The following is a 24,436-nucleotide window of genomic DNA, read 5'->3' as shown; positions in this document are numbered from 1 at the left end:
CCAGAAATAGAAGAATAGCGGAAATCATTATCCCAACTGCAACGGGCAAAAAAATAGCTGCTGATGCGAAGAACTCGCTCCATAGCACACGGGGATAAAAAAAATAAGTTAGTATCAAAAATCCTAGTAACATTAAGATTGAGAAAAAATAAAGGGTTTTAGGTGTTGAGTTGATTTTCATGTTTTATTTAGATATAGGTGAAATGATAAGTGTGGGTATCGTTTAATTTAGATAAGGATTTTCGGGAATGTAAACCAGGTGATAGCCATTTTTCTTAAGCAGATTAATCGTATGCTCATCAGGTAATTGTTTAAAAATAACTGTCGTTAGCACCTGTGAAGGCATAGCTCTTAATTTAACGAGGGCATCAAAAAGAAACTTCTTCATTTTGATAAAGAAAAACTGCCTGTTGTATTGGTCGGTTGATATCACTTCTGCCCCTCTAAACCAGTAATTTGGATTGATTTTTTTAAAACCAACCATTGGCAGGCCTAAACCTGCAGCCAGTTTTTCAAATTCCCGTTCAGAAACCTTGTATACAAAATTTCCAACAGGCTCAAATGAAAAACGGTTTTTCCATAGTTTGTTAATAAATTGCCCGTTTTGAGCAAAAAGGTTGCTTAACATTAAAAGTAAAGGCATTTTTGTTACCGGATCCTGCGGCTCCATCACTACTACACCCAATCTGGCTACTCTGATCATCTCGTACATGGCAGCATATGGCCTGGGGAAATGATGGTAAGATTCTTTGCAAAGCACAAAATCAAAGCTATTGTCTTCTCGCGATAGCTTTTCTGCATTTTCTGCGGCACAGGCGTTAATAATTCCCTCTTTTAGTGCAACGTTTAAAAAATCGGTATTCAAATCTGTTGCTAATGCCTTATTGCCAGAGTTTAGGATATATTGTGCATCAAATCCATAGGCATCTCCTACGGTAAGCCAGCTTCTGCCTTTTCTGTCCAGAAGCGGATCAAGACAACTGAAAAATAGTTGTTGCAGCCAGTGCGCAACATTGTTTTCGCCTGTAGCCCTTATCTTTCCATAAAAATCGCTTTTAGAACTTTCGGATGGGAAATGTTCATTGTACCATTCGTTGTGTCGGTTATAGCTTTCATTATGGCGCATAGATCAGGGTTTATAAGATCATACGAAGCCAGTACTGAAAACGCTTGGTCGAAAAACAAAATGTATCAATCAAAAATAAATTAATTTTAACCCAGCGTTTTTCATATCCACTGCGTAACCTTATTATAACACCGTGAAAAAACGCTTACCGAATCAAATGGATGAACCTTTTTTTTAAGCAGGATACTAAACTAATCAGAGGCTGCAAAGCTAATGAGCGGCAAGCACAGGAAGGTCTCTATAAGCTTTACTATGCCGATATGCTGCGTATATGTTTTCGTTATTTAAAATCAGATGATCTGGCGCATGATGCCTTGAGCGTTGGTTTTTTGAAGGTTTTTCAGCATATCCATACTTTCGATGCTAAAAAAGGAGAATTTGGCGCCTGGATTAGGACGGTGATGGTAAGGTCGTGCATTGATATTAGCCGAAGAGAGGCGAAGTTTAACGAAACCATCAGTACAGATGAAATGGAGGAAATCTTTATCCAGCCGTCGGTGTTAGATAAACTTTTTGTAGAAGATCTCCTAAAATTGATACGCCTGTTGCCAACCGCTACCCAGTTGGTTTTTAACCTTTCGGTTATAGATGGCTATTCGCATAAGGAAATTGGAGAACATTTGAATATTACCGAGAGTACCTCAAGGTGGCATCTTACAGAAGCAAAGAAACAGTTGAGGACAATGTTAGCTTCCTCAGCCATTGATAAACCAACTGAAAACATAAAAAGAAGATGAGAAATTCAGCATGGTATCATAAACTCTGGCGCAATAAATTCGATAGTCTTCCAATTCAGGATGCTGCGGATGCTTCATGGGCAGGTATGCACAAATTGCTCAATGAGCAGATGCCGATTAGTACCATCGGTGGCCATGGCCCTAATTTATCTACAGGAGCCAAACTGTTTAAAATAATTGGGTATACATTGTCTGTAGCTGCTACGGTTTCTACTGTAGGCTACTTTACAGTGCTGAAATCAAAAAATAAACATAAAGAAATAGAAAAGAAAGTTAAACCCGCAATTCTAGATTCAATAGTTATTGATAGTAGCAAGGTGATAAATTACAACAATTTGGGCGATACGACTGTAATCAAGGATAGTATTGATCAGAATGGAAATGCAATAAATGATGTTGTAGTGCAAAACAGAGGTGTTGACAATGATTCGGCTCAGGTTGTAAAAGGTGTGAATGATAATGAAAACCTTATTTCGTCTGCCGTGAAACCTAATGCTGTTTCTCAAAACAAACACGATGGTACACAAAAACGAGATAATTTTGGACGATTTGAAAATTTGAGTTCGAGATCATTAAAGCTTAGCTCAAAAGTTGATGATCACGAACCTAAAGGCCGCAATATTGATCGTTCATTTATGAACGGACAAAATCTGTTATTAATACCGGATAGCTATCAGGAAACAAATGGATTTTTTAAACGAGGTGTCTCACCAGTCTCCATTTTAAATCAAGGGATCGTTTTACAAACCTATGCCCCTGTCGATTTACAAAGTACATCCTCAATAAAGAACAGTAGGAGGGGAAGCAACAATAAAGCAGATCGCGCTACTGCAAGTAAAACCCCGAAAGTAAAAAATATCAAATCACCCAAAATCAAAACGACTAAAATTAAACAAGAAAGCGAAATTATAGAACCCACATATAGTTATGGTGTAACAACAGGAATGAATGTGCAAAAAGAGAATAGCAGTTTTTATGCAGGTATATTTGGTACATATGCGTTAAGTAAGAAATGGAAACTTGCTGTTGGCGTAAATGTTAATAGCTATCAAAAAATTATTGGCGAATTTACACATCCGAGTTATTACCGTCCCGATTCGTTACCACCGTTCACAATTACAGCTACGCGAAAAGTGATTACAGTAGATGTTCCTTTAATGGCTGCCTATAGGCTTTCGAAACATATAAGTGTTAAAGCAGGTCCGGTAATTAGTTTTGTGGGCAAGCAATCTGAGATGATTACCAGGTTAAACCCGATCGCCGATCCGCGTGATACATTATACCATAGCAAGCAAATCGACTCGACCTTAGTAAATACAGTAAGCAATAAGATAAATATAGGGTTTACAGGTGGCATCAGTATTCACATTAAACAATTTGATATTAACGGAAGCTACCAATGGTTAACACCATATAAAGTGAGTAATAGTTTGGGCTCTTTTAAACAGACCAATCAGGTTTTCAGGATTGGGATAGGGTACAGGTTTAAGTAACTATAGTAGAAACAAAATTAAAAATGAGATATACTGCAAATTCAAAAAAATGATAAAAGCAGAAATTTCAGGTGTAATAATAGAGAAACTTATATATAAGGCGTCTCAAATTTTACTGATCTGCTTTAGGGTTTTTAAGTCGTAAATTAAAATTTCGCTTTTATCTGTTTTATCGTACTTGTTATTGTTGTTTGTATCAGTATGGCCCGTTACAATAATAGTTCCGGTTTGTTTATTCACAACCCAGGTATTTACGAAGAATTTATTATCTGTTAATTGTGTTCTTTTTTGCCCATCAGGAGATAAGATTATAATCTGTTTTGGGTCGTTCCAGTCTATTCCCTTTTTTTCGTCAAGATCAATAGTTTGAGCTGAGATAATAATTTGATTGATCCCTAGGTGGTCAATCTTAACTTGCTCCAGTTTTTCAAAATAGCCATCATTCGGGAAATCTACCTGTTTTGTTTGCCCGTTTTTAGTATTAATAAACAGTAGGTATTTATTTTTCGCATCAGGTATTTTTCCCCAATTTTCAACACTTGCAATTACATAATCTGTTCCTTCAACTTCTGTCAATTTATTGAAATGAGTATAGTTATTTTTATCCTGCCCGTAAGCGGTCAGGGTGAAAATGCTTAAGATGGTTATGAATATTTGCTTCATTCTTTTTTGAGCTGTAATGTTTATAGTTATTTGTTTGTTTCGCTTTTCCACTCATGCTCAACATTTGTCATAAGCAGCGCATTGTCAAAAGTCACCGATCCTCGAGGGAAAAGATCTTCATTTTCAAAAAAACTTGATTTTACCTTCAAAACCTCAAGTGGTCTAACTTTCCAATGGTATGCTTTTAATCTCAGACCATCAAACTTGTCTTTATTCGGTGAATATCCAAGGTCGCCGTTTTCAAAAAAGTCCGACGCATTTTCTAGTGTTTTAAAAATTGATTTATTGTTAAACAAATGAGTCTCACTAGCATCAATTAATATCTCCGTATTGTCTGAGCTCTTAAAGCTAATTTGGTAATTTCCGTTTTCTTCTTCTATGCTGAATTTTGCATGAAAGTGTTTGCCTGGAAATATTCGTCCACCAATGAGCGCATTTAATTTTAGTGACGTATCTCGACGCGGTATATAAACTCCTGATTTTGTTACACCGTCCTCATCCCATTCAACTGCAATTCGATGAGCACCATTTTCAGAATTTACACCCATAAAGTTTGGTAACCCTTTTGGTTTTATATTTTTTAGTCTGATTAGGCATATTCCAACAATGGCCTTTTCCATATAAACTTTTGGTCTAAAAGGAAAGGGAATCAGTTCTTTCACAATCTTTGGGTCGGCTGTGAAGTTGATCAAGATTCTTCTGTCAATATATCCATGTATTGTTGGGATTCTCATTCCACCTTAATTTTACGCTAACTAAAGTAAATATAGTAGAAATCACAACAATATAAATGTTGTTCAATTAAGAGAATAACTATTAATAATTCTTTCTGGGAATAACTTATCTTAAAGTTGTTTTTGATAATGATCGGCAGCCTTTAATCCCACAAACAAAATATGCCTTTAAGCTTATAAACTTAAAGGCATATAAATTATTAAAAATGAATTTTATATTTCTAATTAAAAGGAGTAGGTTAAACCTCCGAAAATATTAAATCCATTTACCTGATAATATAAGTACCTGCTGTAGTTGGTATTTAAGATATTGTTTGCTTTCGCAAAAACAGAGAATTTTTTGTTTATCCTATAATCTGCACCAAGTCCTAAATCTACAAATCCCTTCACCGTAACAATCGATTCAATCGATGGATTTGGAATCACATACTGCGAAGGATTAACAGGGTTCGCAATGTTTACTTTTGCCTTAACATCATCCTGGATCACTACACCAGCATTAAAGCTTAGTTTTTTATTGTAGGTATAAACGAGGTTCGAACTTACTTTTAACCCTGGTTTAAACCAAGAGTAAGTCTCTGAAGCAGGTTTCCAATCGTCTAGATTTAATTTACCTGTCCATTTTAAGGCGTCGCTTACCTGAACAGAGATTTCACCTTCTAAACCGGTTAGTTTCGTTTTACCGAAATCGTAGATTACATCAAACTTGTTAAAATCAGTATAATTGTTGATGAATAATGGCATATCGTCAAACTGTTTTACGTATACACGTGCTTTGTAACCAAAGCCTGGCCCTCCGGTACCTTTAACACCAGCACTGAAACTTAGTTTTTCAACTGTATTTTTAACGACAATATTGTTGTTCAACCAAGGGTTCTCATCTGTAAAGCCTTTTAACGAGTTTCTGTTTACATCACCCTTAACTTCTCCAAAAACCTGTAAGTAATCAGGAATTAAAGTGAAATCGGCGGTAATGGCAGGGAATATTTTAGAGCTGCTGAATGCACCAAATTCCTGCACAAAATTAATCCCCGCTGTAATTTTAGCACCTTTAACCTGCAAACGGATATACGGATTTAAACGCAACAGGTTATTGCCAACGCTGGTTAAAGCATCTTTGCTATTACCGAATTCAGTTGATGCGGCTAAACCTAAGTTTAACGAATTAATACGTTTGTTTACATAACCGTTTAAGCTCAGGTAATTTTCTTTAGCACTAAATTTATCATTCCAGATGTAACCATTGGCTTTTAAAGCATAACTAAAAGCATCTTCATCCTCAGTAAAGTTTTTAACCAGCTCACCTTCCAGTTCAATCGTAGTTAAGGCCTGTTTATCAGGGTTAGCATTAAGTGTAGGCCTAGCATCATCTATGCCGTAAAAATAAGTGCCGTTACGCTCAAAATTAATGCGGCCACTCACCGTATTCTGCTCTAAAATACTACGGCCAAAAACACTTAACTGTTGGTTGCTACTATTCTGTTTGTTCAGCTTTCCTTCCTGACTAAAATGCTTAAAATAACCACCTACCTGTAAGCCTTCATCTTTACCGGTATTAAAATAAGCTTCTCCCAAAAGGGTAGCCAAGGACCCGAATGCACCTTTTACATAATTGTTAACCAATATGCTTTCTTTTTCTTCTGCTAAGGCTTGTGCCTGTAACTTTTGGATATCGCTGTTCAACTCCAGCTTTCTATCCAGAATGCTGTAGTTTAATTTTGCTTTGTAAGTTTTAACATCATCCAAATTCGGGCTTCTTCTTAGTTTTACAGCCTCGGCCAAAATTGGTTTATACGGGCGTACTACTTCTATCTCCTCATTTACCACCCCTTTTTCCTCCGTTTTTTTATCCTGCGCCTGAGCAGTCGTTAATCCAACAGCTAAAAAAAACAGTGAACTATATATATATTTAATCGATTTCATAATGCTACTTCTTCTGGTTTAGTTTTTCTAGTTTTTCTTTGGCTGTCGGGATGATATCATCCTTGCCTTCGTAATTATCAATTATACTGAGAAGTGTACTTTTCGCCTGTAAATTGTCTTTCAGGGCAACATAATTATCAGATAAAAGGATAAATGCCTTTGCTACCCAATAATCATAAGCGGCCATGTTGTTAATCAGATCAAAACAGGTTTTAGATGAGGTTTTGAAATCACCTTTGCTGTATTCCAATAAAGCTAAATTGTATTTTGCTTCGGCAGCGGCAATGGTTTTTGTTTTAGCCACCACATTTTTAAATTCTTTTATGGCTGTTGTGGTATCACCTTTCAACAAATAAGCTTTGCCAGAGTATAAGCTGGAACTGTTTTTTTCTTCTTCTGAAGCTTTTTCCGATTCTTTGGTCAACTGTGCATATTTAAGCATGTCATCGGGCATATTTAAGGCGGTGTAAGCCTTTAATAAATTGTTGATGGCAAAACTATAGTGCGATTTGTAATCGGTTGTAGTTTCTAATCTTTTCAGGTAAACAATCGCCTCGTTGTATTTCTTCTGGTTTAAGAAGAGTTGAGAGATACTTACTAAAGAACGCTCAGTATAATCGCTCGTCCAATCGTTTAAGATAAACTCATAATCAGGAATGGCTTCATCTGGGCGACCTAATTTAACCAATGATTCTGCTCTGATAAATTTAGCCTCCTTTTCGTGGTTAGCTTTAGGAAATTTATCGAAATAAGCATTTACAGCTTGGAATGCACCATTGGCATCGCCTTTTAGATAGGTATTATTGGCTGCAGCAAAAACGATGTTATCTTGTTCTGAGCCTGAGTAATTTCCAAGCGGCGTTGTAGCTGCATAAGCGATAAAACCATTTGCATCGCCACGATCTACATAAATGTTCTTGATTGATTCCATTGCCTGTTTAGCTTCATCGGCAGTAGGGTAATCGCGGATTACTTTTTTAAACGATTCTAAAGCGGCATCGTCCTGATCCTGGTTGTATTGAACCAAGCCGATGGTTACCAGCGCTTTTGCTACATAACTACTGCGTGGGTACTTGGCTATCAATTCTACCAGATCTGATTTAGATTTATCAAAATCACCCTTGTTAAAATAAGTATAAGCCGTTTCGAAACCAGCATCATCTGCATAATTCGAATTCGGAAAAGCTTTTAACAAACTTTGCATTGTTGCAATTTTTGCATCATACTGCGTTTCCAGTCCCTGGATCATTCCTTTCTGGAAAGTAGCATAATCCTCAGAAGTGGTATGTCTGTTAATGATTTTGTTGTAATTCGCCATTGCATCGCCATAATTCTTATTTACGAAGTAAGAATCTGCTAAACGAATGGTCGCATCATCAATTGTTTTTTGGTCTTTATCGTTACCCGCCAAAAATTTTTCAAAATAATTTGCTGCTTTACTATATTTTTCGTCTTCGAAAGCGGCATAAGCCAAAGCATAGTTTGCGAAATTATAAACACCAGTTTTATCGGCATCCGGCATCTTCAAGAATTTCTCGAAAGTGGTAACCGCTTCTCCGTATTTGCGCAGTTCGTACATCGATTCTGCTTTCCAGTAGGTATTTAAGGCATTAATTTCATCGTCTTCCGGGAACTTTTCAGAACGCAAAAACATCGATAATGCATTAGGGAAAGCCCTTTCGTTATAGAACTCTAATCCGCGGAAATAAGTAACTTTCTGATAAGCTTCCTTAGCCTCAAGGTTTTTATCCGGAATAGGCTCTAAAATGTCTACCGCTGCCTGATAGTTTTTGGTGGTTAATAAAACCTCGCCCAATAAAGTTTTGGCTTCGTTTATTTTACGCGATTTTGGGAAAGTTTTTAAGAAACCCTGTGTAGCCTCCAAAGCTTGCTGGTGGAATTCTAATTCATAACTTAATTTGGCATAATTTAACCAGGCTTCTTCCTGTATACCCTTGTCAAAACTTAAACGAGAAGCCCTGAAAAAAGCGCTTTGTGCTTTCTGTTTGTTGCCCAATTGTATAAATGCTTTACCCAAAGTATGCATACCGTTTTGCAGGTAAATATCATCGGTATTCAGTTTTTCTAAAACGGCAACAGACTCTTTATACTTTTTATTCTGGAACAAAGAGTACCCATATTGATAAATGAAGAGGTTGTTCTTGGTTTCGCTTTTATCTTTTGCATAATATTCAGCAAAATATTTTTCGGCATTTTTGAATTCAGATTTTGCAAAGTACGATGCAGCAACCAAACTCAACATTTCTGGTTCGAACTGTTGTTTGGTTTTTTGAATCGCAGCTAAAGCATAACTGATCACATCATCATAACGCTCGTCAAGATAGTACATCGAAGTGATGTAGTATGGATAACTGGCCTCATAAGTAGGAGAGCCTTTTAACTTTTCGAAATTGGCCAATGCCGTTTTATACTCTTTGTTTAAGTAATTGATATAAGCAAAGTAGTAGGTAGCACTTTCCTGAAAATCGCCTTCTTCTTTTTTAACTTTTTCGAATAAAGGTTCTGCCTTATCGTAGTCTTTAAGTTCGAAATAGGCGTAACCCTGCTTAAACTGGTATTCGTTTCTTTGTTTGCCCGAAAGTGTAGAAGGGTCGGTTTTTTCGAACCATTCTAGCGCTTTTTTATAGTTTTTCTGGTTGAAATAAGTTTTTCCAACATAGAAATAAGCCAGTTTGGTGTTTGGGTTTAACGGATAATCGCGGATAAAGGCCTGAAACAAACTCTCGGCATCGCTATTGGTTAACTCTAATGCGCAAACGGCGGCATAAAATTTTGCATTCTCCTTTAGTAAAGATAATTCGGCATTGCTCTCCGTTTGTGTGGAAGGTTTATAACGTTGCAGCTCAACAAGTTTAAACTGTTGTGCAGCTGCAGTGTATTTTTCTTTGTCTAATAATTCTAAGCCCGTTTGATAGTTTTTGTTGAGGTTTTGCACAGCGCTAACCTGAGCGTAGGTGCTAAAACTTCCTGCTAAAATTAGCGGAATTAGTAAGTATTTTTTCTGCATTGGTTTCAAATATGGTTGGTACTAAATTAGAAATAGTATCAAAGCTTATCAACAGAAGTAATTAACATCTGTTAATAACACAAATTAACGACAGGATTTTTGGTTTGGTATTAAGGGCGTACGAATGTGGAAAATTTGGGTTCATTCGTTCGGTTGTCGTTGGTTTATTGGTGTCGCCGCATCCGTCATTAAGAGGCGGCTTTTTAGGCAACGAAACAATTTTAATAGAAAGGTTAGCCAGTTAATCATTTAAATTTAGGACTCATGACTCTGGACTAAAAACTTCCGACTCCTAACTAATCTAGCCCTGGCTTGCCAACAGATACAGCACGGCCATCCGGATGGCAACGCCATTTTCTACCTGTTCTAAAATGATCGATTGTTTACTGTCGGCCACATCGCTGGTGATCTCAACACCTCTGTTTATTGGGCCAGGGTGCATGACGATGATTTCTTTATCGAGATTATCTAAGATCTGTTTGTTAAGGCCGTACATCATGGCGTATTCTCTTAACGATGGGAAATATTTAATGTCTTGGCGTTCCAATTGGATACGCAGCATGTTTGCTACATCGCACCAGTTCAGAGCTTTAATTAAGTTATGCTCAACTTTTACTCCAAGTTGATGGATGTGTTTTGGGATTAATGTTGTAGGGCCGCAAACCATTACCTCTGCACCTAAACGCTGTAGGCACAAGATGTTCGAAATGGCTACACGCGAGTGCAGGATATCGCCAACAATTACCACTTTTTTGCCAGCTACATCACCCAATTTTTGGCGGATAGAGAAAGCATCAAGTAAGGCCTGCGTTGGGTGTTCGTGCGCACCATCTCCAGCATTTACAATCTGGGCTTTTACATGTTTACTTAAAAACTGACCGGCACCAGCATAGGGATGACGCATCACTACCATATCAACTTTCATGGATAAGATGTTGTTTACGGTATCGATAAGGGTTTCGCCCTTGCTTACAGACGAAGATGAAGCCGCAAAATTAACCACATCAGCCGAAAGTCTTTTTTCGGCAAGTTCGAATGAAAGTTTGGTGCGGGTAGAGTTTTCAAAAAAGATATTGGCAATCGTAATATCACGAAGTGAAGGAACCTTTTTTATCGGCCTGTTTATCACTTCCTTGAAATTATCTGCAGTTTCGAAAATCAATTCGATATCATTCCGGTTAATATCTTTAATGCCTAAAAGATGTCGGGTTGATAGTTTTTCTGCTGCCATTTTTATTTATTATTTTCGGATATTAAAATCACTTTGTCTTCACTTCCTTCACTCGCCCAGGTTACTTTTACCTGTTGTGAGTTTAAGCTATCTACCTGATGCCCAATATAATCGGGTTCTATAGGTAAATGCCTGCTAAACCTGCGGTCTATTAAAACCAAAAGTTCCACTTTCTCCGGACGACCATATGCAAGCAAGGCATCAAGGGCTGCCCTAATGGTTCTGCCTGTCCAAAGTACATCATCAATTAAGATTACTTTTTTACCTTCGATGATAAAATCGATCGAGTTACTGCTTGCGGTAACCAATCCGTCTTTACGGCGGAAATCATCCCTAAAGAAAGTAATATCAAGGTTTCCCTTTAAAATTTTCTTGTTTTTTAGAATCTGTTGAAGATCCTGATGAATGCGATCTGCCAAAAAAATACCCCTTGGCTGGATGCCAATTAAAACGGTATTTGCGAAATCGTCATGGTTTTCAATTAATTGATGGCAGAGCCTCTTAATTGTAATCTGAATTTTTTGTCCGTCAAGAAGTGTTTTCTTTTGCATTGAAGAAGGATTGGGCAAATATATAAAAATGTTTTAAGCTAAGAAAGTTGAAGATCGATTGTTTTTAGCTTTACGCTTAAATTGTTCTGTTACAACATTAAAAAAACTGTTTTCTTATTCTATTTTTTTTAAAGCAATTTTTGCCTTTCTGTTAGTATTAGCCTGGCTGTACACTGTATGTTGATTAACCTACTTATCAATTAATCTTTATTATACATTCTTTCAGATATTTATTGAATTAAAAAGCTTTATTTTTATAGCATATGATGCAACAACCTGTAATCTTTTTTGATGGCGTTTGTAATCTTTGCAATGCATCGGTTCAGTTTGTTATTGCCCATGATAAAAAAGATCAATTCAAGTTTACGGCACTACAAGGTAATTACGCCAAGGAAATATTGCCTAAATTTAATGCTGACCCAGAAAAGTTGAATACGATTTTATTGCTGGAGGATGGAAAACTCTATACCAAGTCATCAGCAGCATTGCGTGTGGCCCGAAAACTTAATGGATTAATCCCGCTTCTTTATGCGTTTCTTATTGTTCCTAAATTTATACGCGATTGGGTTTATGATATTATTGCCAAAAACCGTTACCAATGGTGGGGAAAGCAGGAGAGTTGTTGGGTGCCGACTCCTGAATTAAAAAGTAAGTTTATCGCTTAATTTTGTTGACCATTTTTCTTTCTAGCCGGCGACCAAAGCCAAAGTGTTAAAATGATTAATGGTACGGTAATGCTTAAGGCAATTACAATCATAATGGCTTTTTGCTTAACCATGTCTGCTTCAGTAGAAGTAAATACATATACCGTTTCTTTAATGGCAAATAAAGTAATAATGGTAGAAAGGACGGCAAATAGTTTACGCATGGTTTAATTTTTATGCAAAGATTGCATTAATTTTTAAAAACAAGAAGGATGCTGAACTAAATCCGAAAGCTCTCGGATCAGCATAACCCAGAGGAAACCAAAAAAGTCAGCCGGATTTCTCCAAGCTGACTTAAACTTACTGAATAAACGAAAATTATTCAGCCGTTTTAACGGGTTCAAGGTCTTTTAGTTCTTCTTCAGAGAACAGTCTGTAGTGAATCTTGAACGTTTTTTGTAGTGGGGTCTCTAAAGAAAAACCACCTACACCAAATCCATCTAACACATCTAAAGTAAAGTGTGAGAATTTCCAATACTCGAAAAGATCTCTGTCTACCCAAAATTCGCAACCTTCTATTTCACCTAAACAAACATCACGCATCCGAAGGTAGTAGCCTCCTTTTTCGAAACATTGCGGCTGTGTACCCTCGCAACATCCACCGGCCTGGTAAAACATCAGTTCTCCATGTTTTTCTTTAAGTATGGCAATTAGCTCCTTTGCTTTTTCTGTACTATCTATACGCTTAATCATAATGATTTAATTTTATAAATGGACTTTTTTTAGAAAACACAGAACTCTAATATTTATTCATATTGATTAATTTTTAGCCTATTCACCCTGACGCAATCGTCATGCTGAATTTATTTCAGCATCTTTCCTGCAAGATAGACCCTGAAATAAATTACCTTCGGTGAGCTCGCTAAAGCTCAGTTCAGGGCGACGGCCATAAATTAAAATATCTACAAGACATCTTTTAAAAGATATACCACTAATCGAATTCAGTTTTCAACCTAAAAGAAACCTAATTTATTTTTATCATAAGAAATAAGCATATTTTTAGTCTGGCGGTAATGAGCCAACATCATTTTGTGGTTTTCTCTGCCCACACCCGATTGTTTGTAGCCGCCAAAAGGAGCACCTGCAGGATAAGCATGATATTGGTTTACCCAAACGCGGCCCGCCTGAATGGCTCTCGGGACCTGGTAAAGCTCATGGGCATCGCGTGTCCAAACACCAGCACCTAAACCATATAAAGTATCGTTTGCAATTTCAATGGCTTCTTCTACTGTTTTAAAGGTAGTAACGGCCAATACCGGACCGAAAATTTCTTCCTGAAAAATCCTCATTTTATTGTGGCCTTTAAAGATGGTTGGTTTGATGTAATAGCCGCCACCAAGCTCGCCAGAAAGTTTGTTCACTTCTCCGCCAGTTAAAACTTCGGCACCTTCTTCTTTACCTAATTTAATATAAGCGGCAATTTTTTCGAACTGGATTTTAGAAGCCTGGGCACCCATCATCACCATTCTATCCAACGGACTACCGATTTTTATTGCCTTGGTTCGCTCGATTACCTTTGCAATAAATTTTTCGTAAATATCTTCCTGGATCAATAAACGAGATGGGCAGGTACAAATTTCGCCTTGGTTTAAGGCAAACATTACCGCTCCTTCTACTGCTTTATCTAAAAATGCATCATCTTCGGCCATTACCGAGCTGAAAAATATATTGGGCGATTTTCCACCAAGTTCGAGTGTAACTGGGATAATATTTTCGGTGGCATATTGCATTACCAATCTACCTGTAGGGGTAGAGCCTGTAAATGCCGCTTTCGAAACTTTAGGATTGGTAACCAAGGCACGCCCAAGCTCAGCGCCAAAACCGTTTACTATATTTACCACTCCCGGAGGCAATAAATCGCCAATCAGTTCCATTAAAACCATAATCGAAACCGGTGTGCTTTCTGCAGGTTTTAAAACCACGCAGTTTCCTGCTGCGAGGGCAGGCGCCAGTTTCCAGATGCCCATTAAAAGCGGAAAATTCCACGGAATAATCTGTGCCACTACACCAATTGGCTCATGTACAATTAATGAAACAGTATTTTGGTCAAGCTCTGATAATGAACCTTCTTCGGAACGGATAACTCCTGCAAAATACCTGAAATGGTCTATACCCAAAGGTAAATCGGCCGCTAAGGTTTCCCTAACCGCTTTGCCATTATCAATGGTTTCAACCGTTGCCAGATACTCTAGGTTGTCTTCCATTCGTTGTGCAATTTTGTTCAATATGATGCTTCTTTCGGTTGAAGAGGTTTTGCTCCAGGTTTTAAATGCCTCATGTGCGGCATCAACGGCTAATTCTAAATCTTCTTTTGTGGAGTGTGCTGCTTTAGTAAAAACTTTACCATCAATCGGCGATATGTTATCGAAGTAAGCGCCTTTAACGGGCGCTACAAATTTTCCTCCGATGTAATTATCGTAATGGGGCTTGAATGATGGTTTTTCAATTAAATTTTCCATAATTATTATTGATTATTAAATTTCAAAAAACCATTTTGAGCGAGTTTGGGAATAGCATTTTTAATGGGGTGGCTCATCATGATTTTTATGTTTATAAGATTTGGTTGATACAAACCTAATGGCAAAGCCAATGAAGCAGGTAGTACAATCGAATCAATTGGTAGCATTATTATTTCAGGCTATGTAACCAAATTGAAACCATAATGATCTTAACAGCCAGTAAATGTAGATTGGATCATGCCATGCGGGTAACAGGCATTTATCCATGCGATATAACTAGATGAAATAATTATATTTGAGTTAGTTAAATATGTCTGACCAAATATTTTCGGTTTATGCAACATACATTAGATCATGTAAAGCTCAGTGCTTCAGAAACGTTGCAGACTTTAGTAGAGAACAGAACTTCTTATACCTTAGAGCGTTGCGAATTAAATGTTTTCGAAACCTATACCGAATCGTATAAAGTTCCACTAACTTTTAACGATTTTGTAATTACGAGTATGCTGAGGGGCAAAAAGGTAATGCATTTATTTGATAAGAAAGGCTTTGATTATTTTCCTGGTCAAACTGTTATTGTTCCGCCGGCCGTTACCATGGAAATTGATTTTCCTGAGGCTTCCAATCTTAATCCTACCCAGTGTATTGCTTTGGCTATAGATCAGGAGCAGATCCAAAAAACGATTGCTTATTTGAACGAGTTTTTTCCAAAGGAAGGAAGCAACGAAAAATGGCTACTGAATTACGATGAATATCATTTTTATAACAATGAAGAGATTGCCTATCTCATTAATAAAGTAATCAGGATCTGCTCTGAACGGACAAAAGAAAAAGATGTTTTAGCCGATTTAACTTTAAAGGAATTATTGGTGCGCATTATGCAGACCCAGAACCTTAAAACAATTGGCGACGACGGCTATAACCTGAACCAAAACCCCTTAGCTTTTGTACTAAATTATATTAAAACAAATCTCAACGAAAAGATCAGCATCAACAGCCTGAGTGATAAGGCTTGCATGAGCAAGGCAACCTTTTATCGGTTGTTTAAACGCGAGCTCGGTATCAGTCCTAACGATTTTATCCTAACCGAAAAGATTAACAAAGCCAAGCTTTTACTGGCGCAGCCCGGGGCTAAGGTAGCCTCAATAAGTTACGAGCTTGGTTTCAGTGATGCCAATTACTTTATAAGGGCATTTAAAAAGATAGTTGGGATTACGCCGGGTGCATATCAATTGCAGGTGGCCAATCAGTTAATCCATTAAATCGTTTATTTTTTCGTTAAGTTCTTTTAAAGGTTTGGCAAATATGCTGTCGTTCATTTTCTTGGTAATGTAGATAAAAGGGATACCTATTAGCATAAGCAATACCATTTGAATGAAAAAATGAGGTAAACCGAGTACTTTTTCGAAAGTTTGATGTACATATAATTTATATGCTAGCCAGCCAGTTGGTCCGGCAAGTGGTAAAAAAATGTATCCATAAATAGTTTCACCCCTTAGAATTTTTTTAACTGCCTTTAGGTTATCGGTAAGCACTTGTTTGGTATTGGCATTATAATCTATGCCGGTTTTAATTTTTCTGAAGCTGTTTACACCCAAAGCCCTCGAAATTTCGTAAGTGATAAACACAAAAAGCAAGAGGAATTTTAAATCCCCTTTTATAAAAAAGGCCATAACCAAAATTGGTAAATCAATAATTCTGATCCACCTTAATTTCCATCTTAATTTAAATAATAAGTCTTGCAGAAGACTGTGCGATTTTTCATCGATTGTAATGTTCGAGATATTTATTTTATCCACCTTTGAGTTAAATTCTCCACTCAAATTTTGCCATTCTTGTTCTAAATTCATTTTATTTGCGGGTTAGCAGTGTGGTTAATTGTTGTTTAATCCGATGTAACTTCACATTGGTGTTGTTTCGCGATATTCCTGTCATTTCGCTTATTTCGATGTTATCGAAACCATCGAGATGGAGCATAATTATACTTCGGTCTATTTCTGTTAATTGTTTGATACAGCGATACAGCCAATCAGCCCGTTCCGAAAGTTCGGGTGGTTCGAAGTAATGGGCAAATTGCCCTGCATCTTTAACCTGGTTATGCTTTTTCTGTTTGCTCAGAAATGAAAGCGATACATTTAAGCTGAGTTTATAAAGCCAGGTAGAAAATTTAGCGTCGCCTTTAAACCTGCCATAAGCACTCCAGCTTTGAAAAACGATCTCTTGATATAAATCTTTGCGGTCCTCTTCGTCATCGGCATAAAGGTTTATCATTTTATAGATAATACCTTTATGTGCTTCCAGTTTGTCGAGATAAGATTTTTCAATCATATGCTATAGCTTATCTGTCTTTCGATAGTTGGTTGGCTTTGAATGCTTTCTGGTACTGATAAATTCCGATGATTAGCGAAATCACAGCCACTGTTAATATGAAATATTTAGTATAGCCTTGAACGCCTGTTGTATTCGCTACAATGCTTAAAAATGCAGCGATGCCTAATTTTGAATTGTTATTTTCCATTGCTAATTTAATTGATTTGAACAGTTAGTAAGCAGCAGCAAGGAAAAATTACAGCAATCGAAAATTAATTTTCTAAATATCTTTTGGAGTAGGTAATTCCCATTAAATCGTAGCGTTTAAACTGTGTTTTCAGTCTTTTTTGAAAATCTGGGTAATTCCGTTTTTCTTTAGGGCTCCACAATACTTCGCTTAAAGCATCCAATCGGGGAAAAAGCTGGTACTGTACTTTTGCCGGATTGGTAATGTACTCGCTCCATAAACAGCCCTGTGCACCCCAAATGTATTTAGCCTGCTCGGCACTTAATTCAGCTGGTATGGGTTCATAATTGTAAACATCAATTAAAGGCGAAAACTTATTTGCGGCCAGGCTATCTTCTTTTACGAACTGTCCATGATTAAAGTACATCTTATTTTCGGGTGTCATAATTGCTTTGTGGTTTTGGTTTGCAGCGTCGATACCACCTTTTTTGCCCTGCCAGCTCATTACAACTGCATTTGGAGCTAAACCGCCCTGTAAAATTTCGTTCCATCCGATAATGGTTTTGCCTTTACTGTTCACAAATTTTTCCATCCTGCGGATGAAATAACTCTGTAGCTCACTTTCATTTTTCAAACCATTGGCTTTCATAATCTGTTGCGAAACAGCAGATTGTTTCCACCAAACTTTAGAGGCTTCATCGCCACCAATGTGGATGTATGGTGAGGGGAACAAAGCCATTACCTCAGTTAATACATTTTCCAGAAACTTAAAAGTGGTATCAGAAGCCTGCAGTACATTGTTGTATTTGTTCATCATGCCCCAGGTTTCGGCAACCGTGTATTTTTTGTTGGGTTCGGTGCCTAATTCGGGATATGCCGCCAATAAAGCCATACTGTGGGCTGGCATTTCAATTTCCGGAATGATGGTGATATAGCGCTTAGCGGCGTAATCAACCACTTCTTTAATTTGTTCCTGCGTGTAATAACCACCATGTTTAATGCCATCAGTTTTAATTACAGCATCTTTTGGCGTAATTTTAATTTCGTTTGGCAGTACCTGGTATTTAATATTTTCGTTGCCTTTTCCGGGCCATAAACCAATTATACTGCCATTGCGCCAGGCACCAATTTCGGTTAGTTTGGGATATTTTTTGATTTCGATCCGCCAGCCGTGGTCATCGGTTAAATGCCAGTGGAAATAGTTCATTTTATGCAGGGCCAGATAATCAATGTATTGTTTGATAAAAGCAACATCAAAAAAATGACGGCTTACATCTAGGTGCATGCCTCGGTAGTCGAATCGGGGATAATCTATTATATCAACGGAAGGAATGAAGAGTTTATCCTCAGTTGTTGCAGGTAATAGTTGGATAATGCTTTGAACTGCATAAAATAAGCCCTGTTCTGAAGATGCGCCCGCATTTAGAGTTGTAGAAAGTACCGACACAAAGTATTTGTTTGGGTTTGTATACAATTGGTCTGATAATACAAGTTTAATACTATTTTTATTTCCGTCTTCTGCAGTATTACTTATTTTAAGATTGAGTTTGTAATGTTTAAATAAATATTCTGCTAAAAATGTAGCAGAATTCATCGCTTTATCATCTGTTATGAAAATAATAGTCTGATTATCAATTTTAAATTTGTCGGTTGGGTAAAGTCCTGGTCTTAATTGTACCGGCTGCGGGATAATATTAATTTCCTGAGCAGAAACTTTGAACGAAATAAGGGTCAGAAACAAAAAGATAATTTTTCTCATGCTGAAAAGGCTAGGTTACGCTTTTCAAAAGTAGTCATTATTGGCGGATTGGTGGGAATAGGGCGGTAGAACGAATTACTGATGTTACATAAACCAGATAGCAGTGAAATCCTTTTTGTTTGTAGCAAACGCGAATATCCTGTCATACTGAGGTACGAAGCAGATGTAACCGATAAATAACTGCCTTTGGCCAATGTACAACAGATGTTGCAAAAAGATTGAACGAATAGCGGGGCAGGAGTTACCGACAGGCACTTGCTTTCGTTTTCTAATTATGATTTACCATATAAGATATTTGAGAAAATGTAAGCTCAGGATGTAAATTTTGTCTCAGATAAAAAGAAAAGTGAAAAAGATTGTTTCGGCTCGCTCAATCCCAGCCTCAGCAATGACGATTCATGGAGGAGGTACGTGCATTCCGTGTTTCCTTGGCTGAATAATAAGATAGGTGGCAAAAAATAGCCAAAAAAAATCCCGATAACGAAAGTTATCGGGATTTAATTTATCAGTTAAAAAGAACTAGCCTTTTTTAGCTTTGCTTTCTTCGCCTTCTAATTGCGATTTCAATTGAGCTAATACGTCTAAGTCTCCTAAAGTAGATTTCTCTACAGAATCTTTAACTTTTTTAACCGCAGTTACAGCAGCTTTAGCTTCTTTTTTCTTAGCATTTCTTTCTTCTGCTACAGCTTCAGCTTTAACCTCTTCCCAAATACGGGCGTGAGATACTACGATACGTTTTGCTTCTTTGTTGAATTCAATGATTTTGAAGTCATTGGTTTCTTCAGCTTTAACTGATGTACCATCTTCTTTAACCATGTGTTTAGTTGGTACGAAACCTTCTACACCATAAGGTAAAGCAATAACAGCACCTTTATCAGTTACTTTAACAACTGTACCTTGGTGAACCGAATCTAAAGTGAAGATCGTTTCGAAAGTATCCCAAGGGTTTTCTTCTAATTGTTTGTGACCTAAGCTTAATTTACGGTTATCAACATCAAGTTCTAAAACAACAACGTCTAATACATCACCAACTTTAGTGAATTCGTTAGGGTGGTTTACTTTTTTAGACCAAGATAAATCAGAAATGTGGATTAAACCATCAATACCTTCTTCGATTTCAACAAAAACACCGAAGTTAGTCATGTTTTTAACAGTTGCTTTGTGCTTGCTTCCAACTGGGAATTTAGCCGCAACTTCTTGCCATGGATCGTTAGATAATTGTTTAATACCTAAGCTCATTTTGCGCTCGTCTCTGTCTAAAGTTAAAACTTCAGCTTCGATCTCATCACCAACTTTTAAGAATTCTTGTGGATTTCTTAAGTTTTGTGACCAGCTCATTTCAGAAACGTGGATTAAACCTTCAACACCTGGGATGATTTCTAAGAAAGCACCATAATCTGCAACAGTTACGATTTTTCCTTTTACTTTAGAACCAACTTGGATATCGGCACTTAAGTTCTCCCAAGGATGTGGAGTTAATTGTTTCAAGCCTAAAGCGATACGTTTTTTCTCATCATCGAAATCTAAAACAACCACGTTGATTTTTTCATCTAATGATAATACTTCTTTCGGATGCTCTATGCGGCCCCAAGAAATATCAGTAATGTGAAGTAAACCGTCAACACCACCTAAATCGATGAACACACCGAAATCAGTAATGTTTTTAACAGTACCTTCAAGTACCTGACCTTTTTCTAATTTAGAAACGATCTCTACTTTTTGGCTTTCTAAATCGTCTTCAATTAACACTTTATGAGAAACAACTACGTTTTTAAACTCATGGTTAATTTTAACAACTTTGAATTCCATTGTTTTACCCACGTATACATCGTAATCGCGGATAGGTTTAATATCAATTTGAGATCCTGGTAAGAAAGCCTCAACGCCCATGATATCAACAATTAAACCACCTTTAGTACGGCTCTTAACGAAACCGTTGATGATTCTATCATTTTCAAGAGCCTCGTTAATTGCTTCCCATGATCTTTGGGTTTTAGCTCTTTTGCGAGAAAGGATCAATTGACCGTTAGCATCTTCTGGTGCTTCAACGAATACGTCAACTGAATCGCCGATTTTTAGATCTGGTGTATCACGGAACTCAGAAGTAGAAACTAAACCGTCTGATTTGAAACCTACGTTTAATACTACGTCTTTGTTGTTGATTGAAACAACGATACCGCTGATGATTTCACCTTTAGTGATCTGGTTGAATGTTCCGGCATACATATCTTCAAACTTTTTACGGTCTGCCTCATTGTAGTTACCAAAAACTTTTTCATCTGCATCCCAGTCGAAATCTTCGCTTGGTGTTGCTAATGATGATTTGATCGATTCGATCGAAACTGAATCAGCTTCTGATTCAATAGTTTCTTTTTCAGTTAGACGTCCGCCTTCTCCCTGAAGTTCAGCTGTTTTTGCTGCTAATTCTTTTTCTGCTACTTGTTTTTTAGCCATTAATTAATTATCTCCTTTTTTCCCTATTTAGGGACTGCAAAGGTAAAACTTTTTTAATTAATAGAAAAGATTTTTTTAATAAATCTTGCTGATTTTTAGCTGATTAGAATATTGTGGTCCGTCATCCTGTCCCGATCCTCCAATCGGGATCAGAATCTAAATGCAGAGAGGTACCGGTTTACAGGTTGATTTTTCTAATTATTTGAAAATGAGCGCTCCGTATTTCATCGGGAGCAGCAGTCCTGCTATCGCTTATAGCCCTCACTACGCTCCGGGCTATTCCGAAGAGCCGTCAGCTGACGACCTTTTTATAAGGACCTGTCAATGGTAGCCTATAGAAGGACGATCCATACCTTTTAAAAAAGATTCTGAAACAAGTTCAGACTGACGAATAGAAATAAAGCGCGTCGTCATGCTGAATTTATTTCAGTATCTAAAATGATAAACTTCTATTTTTTCGTAAAAGTGCCTCTTGTAAAACCTTCACCAATTAATGTTGCATCATCTCTGATTAATAGCATAATCGTATTTTGCTGATCATAAAGTTTGATCATATCGCCTTCGATAACGTATTTTGAGGTGAAAATAGAATCAGTATAGGCATCGGTAACCGTTACCGAATCTTTCGATTTAAAATTAAAGGTCTTGTACTGTATATCTTCGTTGCTGGCAAAGGTGCCTGTTACCACTTTCGCCTGTATAAAAGTAATGTAGCAGAAATATCCGATTATCAAGATTACCACCACAGAAAAACCGATCAAAAATTTATTGCCACTCGCATATTTAATTGAAAAGTACAATATGGTAATCAGTATTAAGGCCACAACTACAAAAAAGATGATGTTCGTATAATCTTTGTTTTCCTGAGGTACCGATGCGGCAATGCTTGTTTTTTCGGCTGCAGTTTTTACAGGAGAAATTCTAACCAAAAATTCTTTACTTACCCATCCTTCTCCATTAGTAACCTTAACTTTGTAAAAGCTTGTGTTTGATGAATCGATAACGGCAACATTCTCATTTTTAGGTAAATATCCAACAATTTTGCTTTTCGGATCAGCTTGTTGCCTTACGCGCAAATCGTTGGCAGTTACACGATACATGTCGGTGCTTGGTGCCGTTTGAGGGGTAGTGGTGGGCTGTGCAGCATTTGCCTGAGGAGTTGATGGTTTAGGAGTTGATGCAATTTTTTCTACGAAATCTTTGCTTACCCATCCTTCGCGGTTTTTAAACTTTACTTTGTAAAACTTGGCATTGTTTGCATCTAAAACCGTAATGTTTTCATTTTGAGCAATATTTCCAATAACCTTACTTTTCGGATCACTACTTTCCCTTACGCGCAATTTGTCGGCTTTAACCCGATACAATTCTTGCGCATTTAAACGGTTAGCAAAAATAGAAAGAGCGATGAGGAGGAAGAAAATTCTAGTCATAAGTATTGGGTTCTGCGAAACAGTTTTTAATAGGTAATTGCAAACACGCTATAAGCAAACACCGTGCTAAGTGTTTCAAAATTAGAAAATACTTTTAATAGGTGGGGATAAGATTGAAAAAAGACAACTACCAGCTTCCACCAGTACCACCACCGCTGCTACTGCCGCCGCCCCAGCTACTGCTCGATGAAGATGATGAGCTGCTGCCGGATGAAGAGGAACTTGATGACGAACTAGATTCGACCAGCATGGCCAATGTTATCCATTTTATAAACTCTGTTTTTTTACAGAAGCTACATTCGTTTACTAGCTTCGCCTGGCCTTCATGACTGTAAGTGGCTTGTTTAACTGTTACGCTTTTGTTCAGTTCGTAGGTTCTAAAAGCGCATTCGGGGCATTCTGTATAACTATTGTATTTTTCCGCTGGCCATGCCTTAATAATATGTTCTTTATGGTCTGTGCTTTCCCAGATATCATAATCATAAGCTAAAACAACTTCTTCTTTACGTTGCCCTGCAGTTAAAAATGGTTTCCCTTCTATATTGATATCGCGATCTACTCGGATCATCGGGTTGTTTTTACTATCCAAAACTGGCTTGAAACGATCAATCGTTTTAACGCGTTTGATGAGGTGGAGTATAATTGCAATTAAAATTATAGGAGAGAAAAGAACTAACCACCAGTTCTTTTTGTGGAAAGCCACAACAGCATCAAAGAAATTTTTGTCGTCCTGGTGTGCTTTTCTTAATGCCGACAAATAGAAAAGGTAACGAAAGAAAAGCAATATGGCCAGGATAGTAAAAAGAATGTAGGGGATGTGTGCTAATTTTATCTTTTCGAACAGCTCAAAAGCACCAGTAAAGATAAAGATAAAAATAGAAACGAATACAATAAAGAAGGCCACTCCACAGCCTTTAGCTATGGTGGCATCATAGCTATTTTTGTTCTTGTCAAAGCCTTTTAGATTTAAACCATTTTTGGCTTGTCTGTTTACAATTTTGAACACCCCCAAAATGCCAGTAGGATAATTCCCGTAGGAAGCCAAAAATTTTCGAGTGAACTATTGCTTTCGTGTTGGGTGAAAAACTGATTGAGCTCTGATTTATGTTCAGGGTTTAAAATAATTACACCAATGGCATTAATGGTATTTGTTATCTCAGTGCTGAAATCATTTTGCCTGAAAGCTGGGAGGAGGTTCTGCTCGGCAATATGTTTAAGCTTTACATCCGGCAATACACCTTCAATTCCCGTTCCGGTAATGAATCGGTATTTTCGCCGATCTTTTGAAATAAATAGCAGCAAACCATTATTGCTGGTTTTTGAACCAATTCCCCAGGTATTAAACAGCTCATAAGCAAAGTCGAAATCTTCTTTATCATGGTCGAAATCGTTAACAATCACCACTGCCACCTGAACGTTGGTTTTATGTTCGAACTGGGCAATGGTGTTATTTAAATCAGAAACAGTACTGCTTCCCAAAATGCCGTCAGGATCGCTAACATAGCCACCACCGTTGTTTTTTGGATCGGGAATATCTTGTACATGATAAGCCGTTTGCGCAATTGCAAAATTGGTCAGGAAAAGGAAAAGTAAAAGCGCAAAGTGTTTGATTAAATGGGTTTTGAGCATTGTATTAATTTAGGTGTA

Annotated in this window: 22 protein-coding genes; 4 read left to right on the top strand and 18 right to left on the bottom strand. The window is 37.3% G+C overall.

From position 1 onward, the window contains the following. Positions 1 to 223 precede the first annotated feature (223 nt). On the bottom strand, positions 224 to 1,126 hold the full coding sequence (locus H9N25_RS14265) for a class I SAM-dependent methyltransferase (RefSeq protein ID WP_190326346.1): 903 nt from the start codon (positions 1,124 to 1,126) through the stop codon (positions 224 to 226). A 161-nt stretch (positions 1,127 to 1,287) separates the two neighbouring features. Here H9N25_RS14265 and H9N25_RS14260 point away from each other — a divergent pair, with 161 nt between their 5' ends. Together H9N25_RS14260 and H9N25_RS14255 are read left to right on the top strand one after the other, a co-directional pair. Then, positions 1,288 to 1,863: an RNA polymerase sigma factor gene (locus tag H9N25_RS14260; RefSeq protein ID WP_190326345.1), complete on the top strand. Its 576-nt coding sequence runs from the start codon at positions 1,288 to 1,290 to the stop codon at positions 1,861 to 1,863. Next, entirely contained in the window at positions 1,860 to 3,356 is a 1,497-nt protein-coding gene (locus H9N25_RS14255) for an outer membrane beta-barrel protein (protein ID WP_190326344.1), read from the top strand. The genes H9N25_RS14260 and H9N25_RS14255 overlap by 4 nt, the downstream gene beginning before the upstream one ends. A 105-nt stretch (positions 3,357 to 3,461) precedes the next feature. Here H9N25_RS14255 and H9N25_RS14250 read toward each other — a convergent pair whose 3' ends face one another. The 6 genes from H9N25_RS14250 to pyrR form a co-directional block, all read right to left on the bottom strand. Beyond that, entirely contained in the window at positions 3,462 to 4,019 is a 558-nt protein-coding gene (locus H9N25_RS14250; protein WP_190326343.1) for a hypothetical protein, read from the bottom strand. A gap of 26 nt (positions 4,020 to 4,045) precedes the next feature. Next, the gene (locus tag H9N25_RS14245) at positions 4,046 to 4,753 is read right to left on the bottom strand and encodes a DUF2071 domain-containing protein (protein ID WP_190326342.1); all 708 of its coding nucleotides are present in this window, start codon (positions 4,751 to 4,753) and stop codon (positions 4,046 to 4,048) included. A 225-nt stretch (positions 4,754 to 4,978) separates the two neighbouring features. Next, positions 4,979 to 6,676, bottom strand: coding sequence for a porin family protein (locus H9N25_RS14240; RefSeq protein WP_190326341.1), 1,698 nt, complete (start codon positions 6,674 to 6,676; stop codon positions 4,979 to 4,981). Between the two features lie 4 nt (positions 6,677 to 6,680). Continuing rightward, positions 6,681 to 9,704 carry a tetratricopeptide repeat protein gene (locus H9N25_RS14235; protein WP_167295402.1) on the bottom strand — a complete coding sequence of 1,008 codons (3,024 nt, stop codon included), beginning with the start codon at positions 9,702 to 9,704 and terminating at the stop codon, positions 6,681 to 6,683. A gap of 301 nt (positions 9,705 to 10,005) precedes the next feature. Continuing rightward, positions 10,006 to 10,935, bottom strand: a complete 930-nt coding sequence (locus H9N25_RS14230) for an aspartate carbamoyltransferase catalytic subunit (protein ID WP_057933671.1) — start codon at positions 10,933 to 10,935, stop codon at positions 10,006 to 10,008. A 2-nt stretch (positions 10,936 to 10,937) separates the two neighbouring features. After that, positions 10,938 to 11,486, bottom strand: coding sequence for a bifunctional pyr operon transcriptional regulator/uracil phosphoribosyltransferase PyrR (gene pyrR / locus H9N25_RS14225; protein ID WP_190326340.1), 549 nt, complete (start codon positions 11,484 to 11,486; stop codon positions 10,938 to 10,940). Between the two features lie 263 nt (positions 11,487 to 11,749). Between pyrR and H9N25_RS14220 the strand changes: the two genes are divergently transcribed. After that, positions 11,750 to 12,151, top strand: coding sequence for a thiol-disulfide oxidoreductase DCC family protein (locus tag H9N25_RS14220; RefSeq protein ID WP_190326339.1), 402 nt, complete (start codon positions 11,750 to 11,752; stop codon positions 12,149 to 12,151). Here H9N25_RS14220 and H9N25_RS14215 read toward each other — a convergent pair. From H9N25_RS14215 to H9N25_RS14205, 3 genes are all read right to left on the bottom strand, one after another. After that, a complete protein-coding gene (locus H9N25_RS14215; protein WP_190326338.1) occupies positions 12,148 to 12,354 on the bottom strand; it encodes a hypothetical protein in 207 nt (68 codons plus the stop codon). The two genes, H9N25_RS14220 and H9N25_RS14215, sit on opposite strands and share 4 nt — an antisense overlap. A 154-nt stretch (positions 12,355 to 12,508) precedes the next feature. Continuing rightward, positions 12,509 to 12,883, bottom strand: coding sequence for a DUF779 domain-containing protein (locus H9N25_RS14210; RefSeq protein WP_190326337.1), 375 nt, complete (start codon positions 12,881 to 12,883; stop codon positions 12,509 to 12,511). Positions 12,884 to 13,143: 260 nt separating this feature from the next. After that, positions 13,144 to 14,649, bottom strand: coding sequence for an aldehyde dehydrogenase family protein (locus H9N25_RS14205; protein WP_190326336.1), 1,506 nt, complete (start codon positions 14,647 to 14,649; stop codon positions 13,144 to 13,146). 335 nt (positions 14,650 to 14,984) lie between these two features. Between H9N25_RS14205 and H9N25_RS14200 the strand changes: the two genes are divergently transcribed. Then, positions 14,985 to 15,911 carry an AraC family transcriptional regulator gene (locus H9N25_RS14200; RefSeq protein ID WP_190326335.1) on the top strand — a complete coding sequence of 309 codons (927 nt, stop codon included), beginning with the start codon at positions 14,985 to 14,987 and terminating at the stop codon, positions 15,909 to 15,911. Here the strand turns inward: H9N25_RS14200 and H9N25_RS14195 are convergent. From H9N25_RS14195 to H9N25_RS14160, 8 genes are all read right to left on the bottom strand, one after another. Next, positions 15,900 to 16,499, bottom strand: coding sequence for a hypothetical protein (locus H9N25_RS14195; RefSeq protein WP_190326334.1), 600 nt, complete (start codon positions 16,497 to 16,499; stop codon positions 15,900 to 15,902). The two genes, H9N25_RS14200 and H9N25_RS14195, sit on opposite strands and share 12 nt — an antisense overlap. A gap of 1 nt (position 16,500) precedes the next feature. Further along, entirely contained in the window at positions 16,501 to 16,977 is a 477-nt protein-coding gene (locus tag H9N25_RS14190) for an RNA polymerase sigma factor (RefSeq protein WP_190326333.1), read from the bottom strand. A gap of 10 nt (positions 16,978 to 16,987) precedes the next feature. Continuing rightward, positions 16,988 to 17,167 carry a hypothetical protein gene (locus tag H9N25_RS14185; RefSeq protein ID WP_190326332.1) on the bottom strand — a complete coding sequence of 60 codons (180 nt, stop codon included), beginning with the start codon at positions 17,165 to 17,167 and terminating at the stop codon, positions 16,988 to 16,990. A 64-nt stretch (positions 17,168 to 17,231) separates the two neighbouring features. After that, entirely contained in the window at positions 17,232 to 18,905 is a 1,674-nt protein-coding gene (locus H9N25_RS14180; RefSeq protein ID WP_190326331.1) for a beta-N-acetylhexosaminidase, read from the bottom strand. Positions 18,906 to 19,424: 519 nt separating this feature from the next. Then, positions 19,425 to 21,359 carry a 30S ribosomal protein S1 gene (gene rpsA, locus H9N25_RS14175; RefSeq protein ID WP_039482263.1) on the bottom strand — a complete coding sequence of 645 codons (1,935 nt, stop codon included), beginning with the start codon at positions 21,357 to 21,359 and terminating at the stop codon, positions 19,425 to 19,427. Between the two features lie 449 nt (positions 21,360 to 21,808). Then, a complete protein-coding gene (locus tag H9N25_RS14170) occupies positions 21,809 to 22,789 on the bottom strand; it encodes an SH3 domain-containing protein (protein WP_190326330.1) in 981 nt (326 codons plus the stop codon). Positions 22,790 to 22,916: 127 nt separating this feature from the next. Further along, positions 22,917 to 23,795: a hypothetical protein gene (locus H9N25_RS14165; protein WP_190326329.1), complete on the bottom strand. Its 879-nt coding sequence runs from the start codon at positions 23,793 to 23,795 to the stop codon at positions 22,917 to 22,919. After that, the gene (locus H9N25_RS14160; protein WP_190326328.1) at positions 23,780 to 24,418 is read right to left on the bottom strand and encodes a TPM domain-containing protein; all 639 of its coding nucleotides are present in this window, start codon (positions 24,416 to 24,418) and stop codon (positions 23,780 to 23,782) included. Before H9N25_RS14160 ends, H9N25_RS14165 begins: the two co-directional genes overlap by 16 nt. Positions 24,419 to 24,436 lie beyond the last annotated feature (18 nt).

It is taken from the genome of Pedobacter riviphilus, assembly GCF_014692875.1.
GTDB lineage: Bacteria > Bacteroidota > Bacteroidia > Sphingobacteriales > Sphingobacteriaceae > Pedobacter > Pedobacter riviphilus.
The sequence above is the reverse complement of the archived record's forward strand: the minus strand, read 5'-3'. Positions and strand labels throughout refer to the sequence as shown.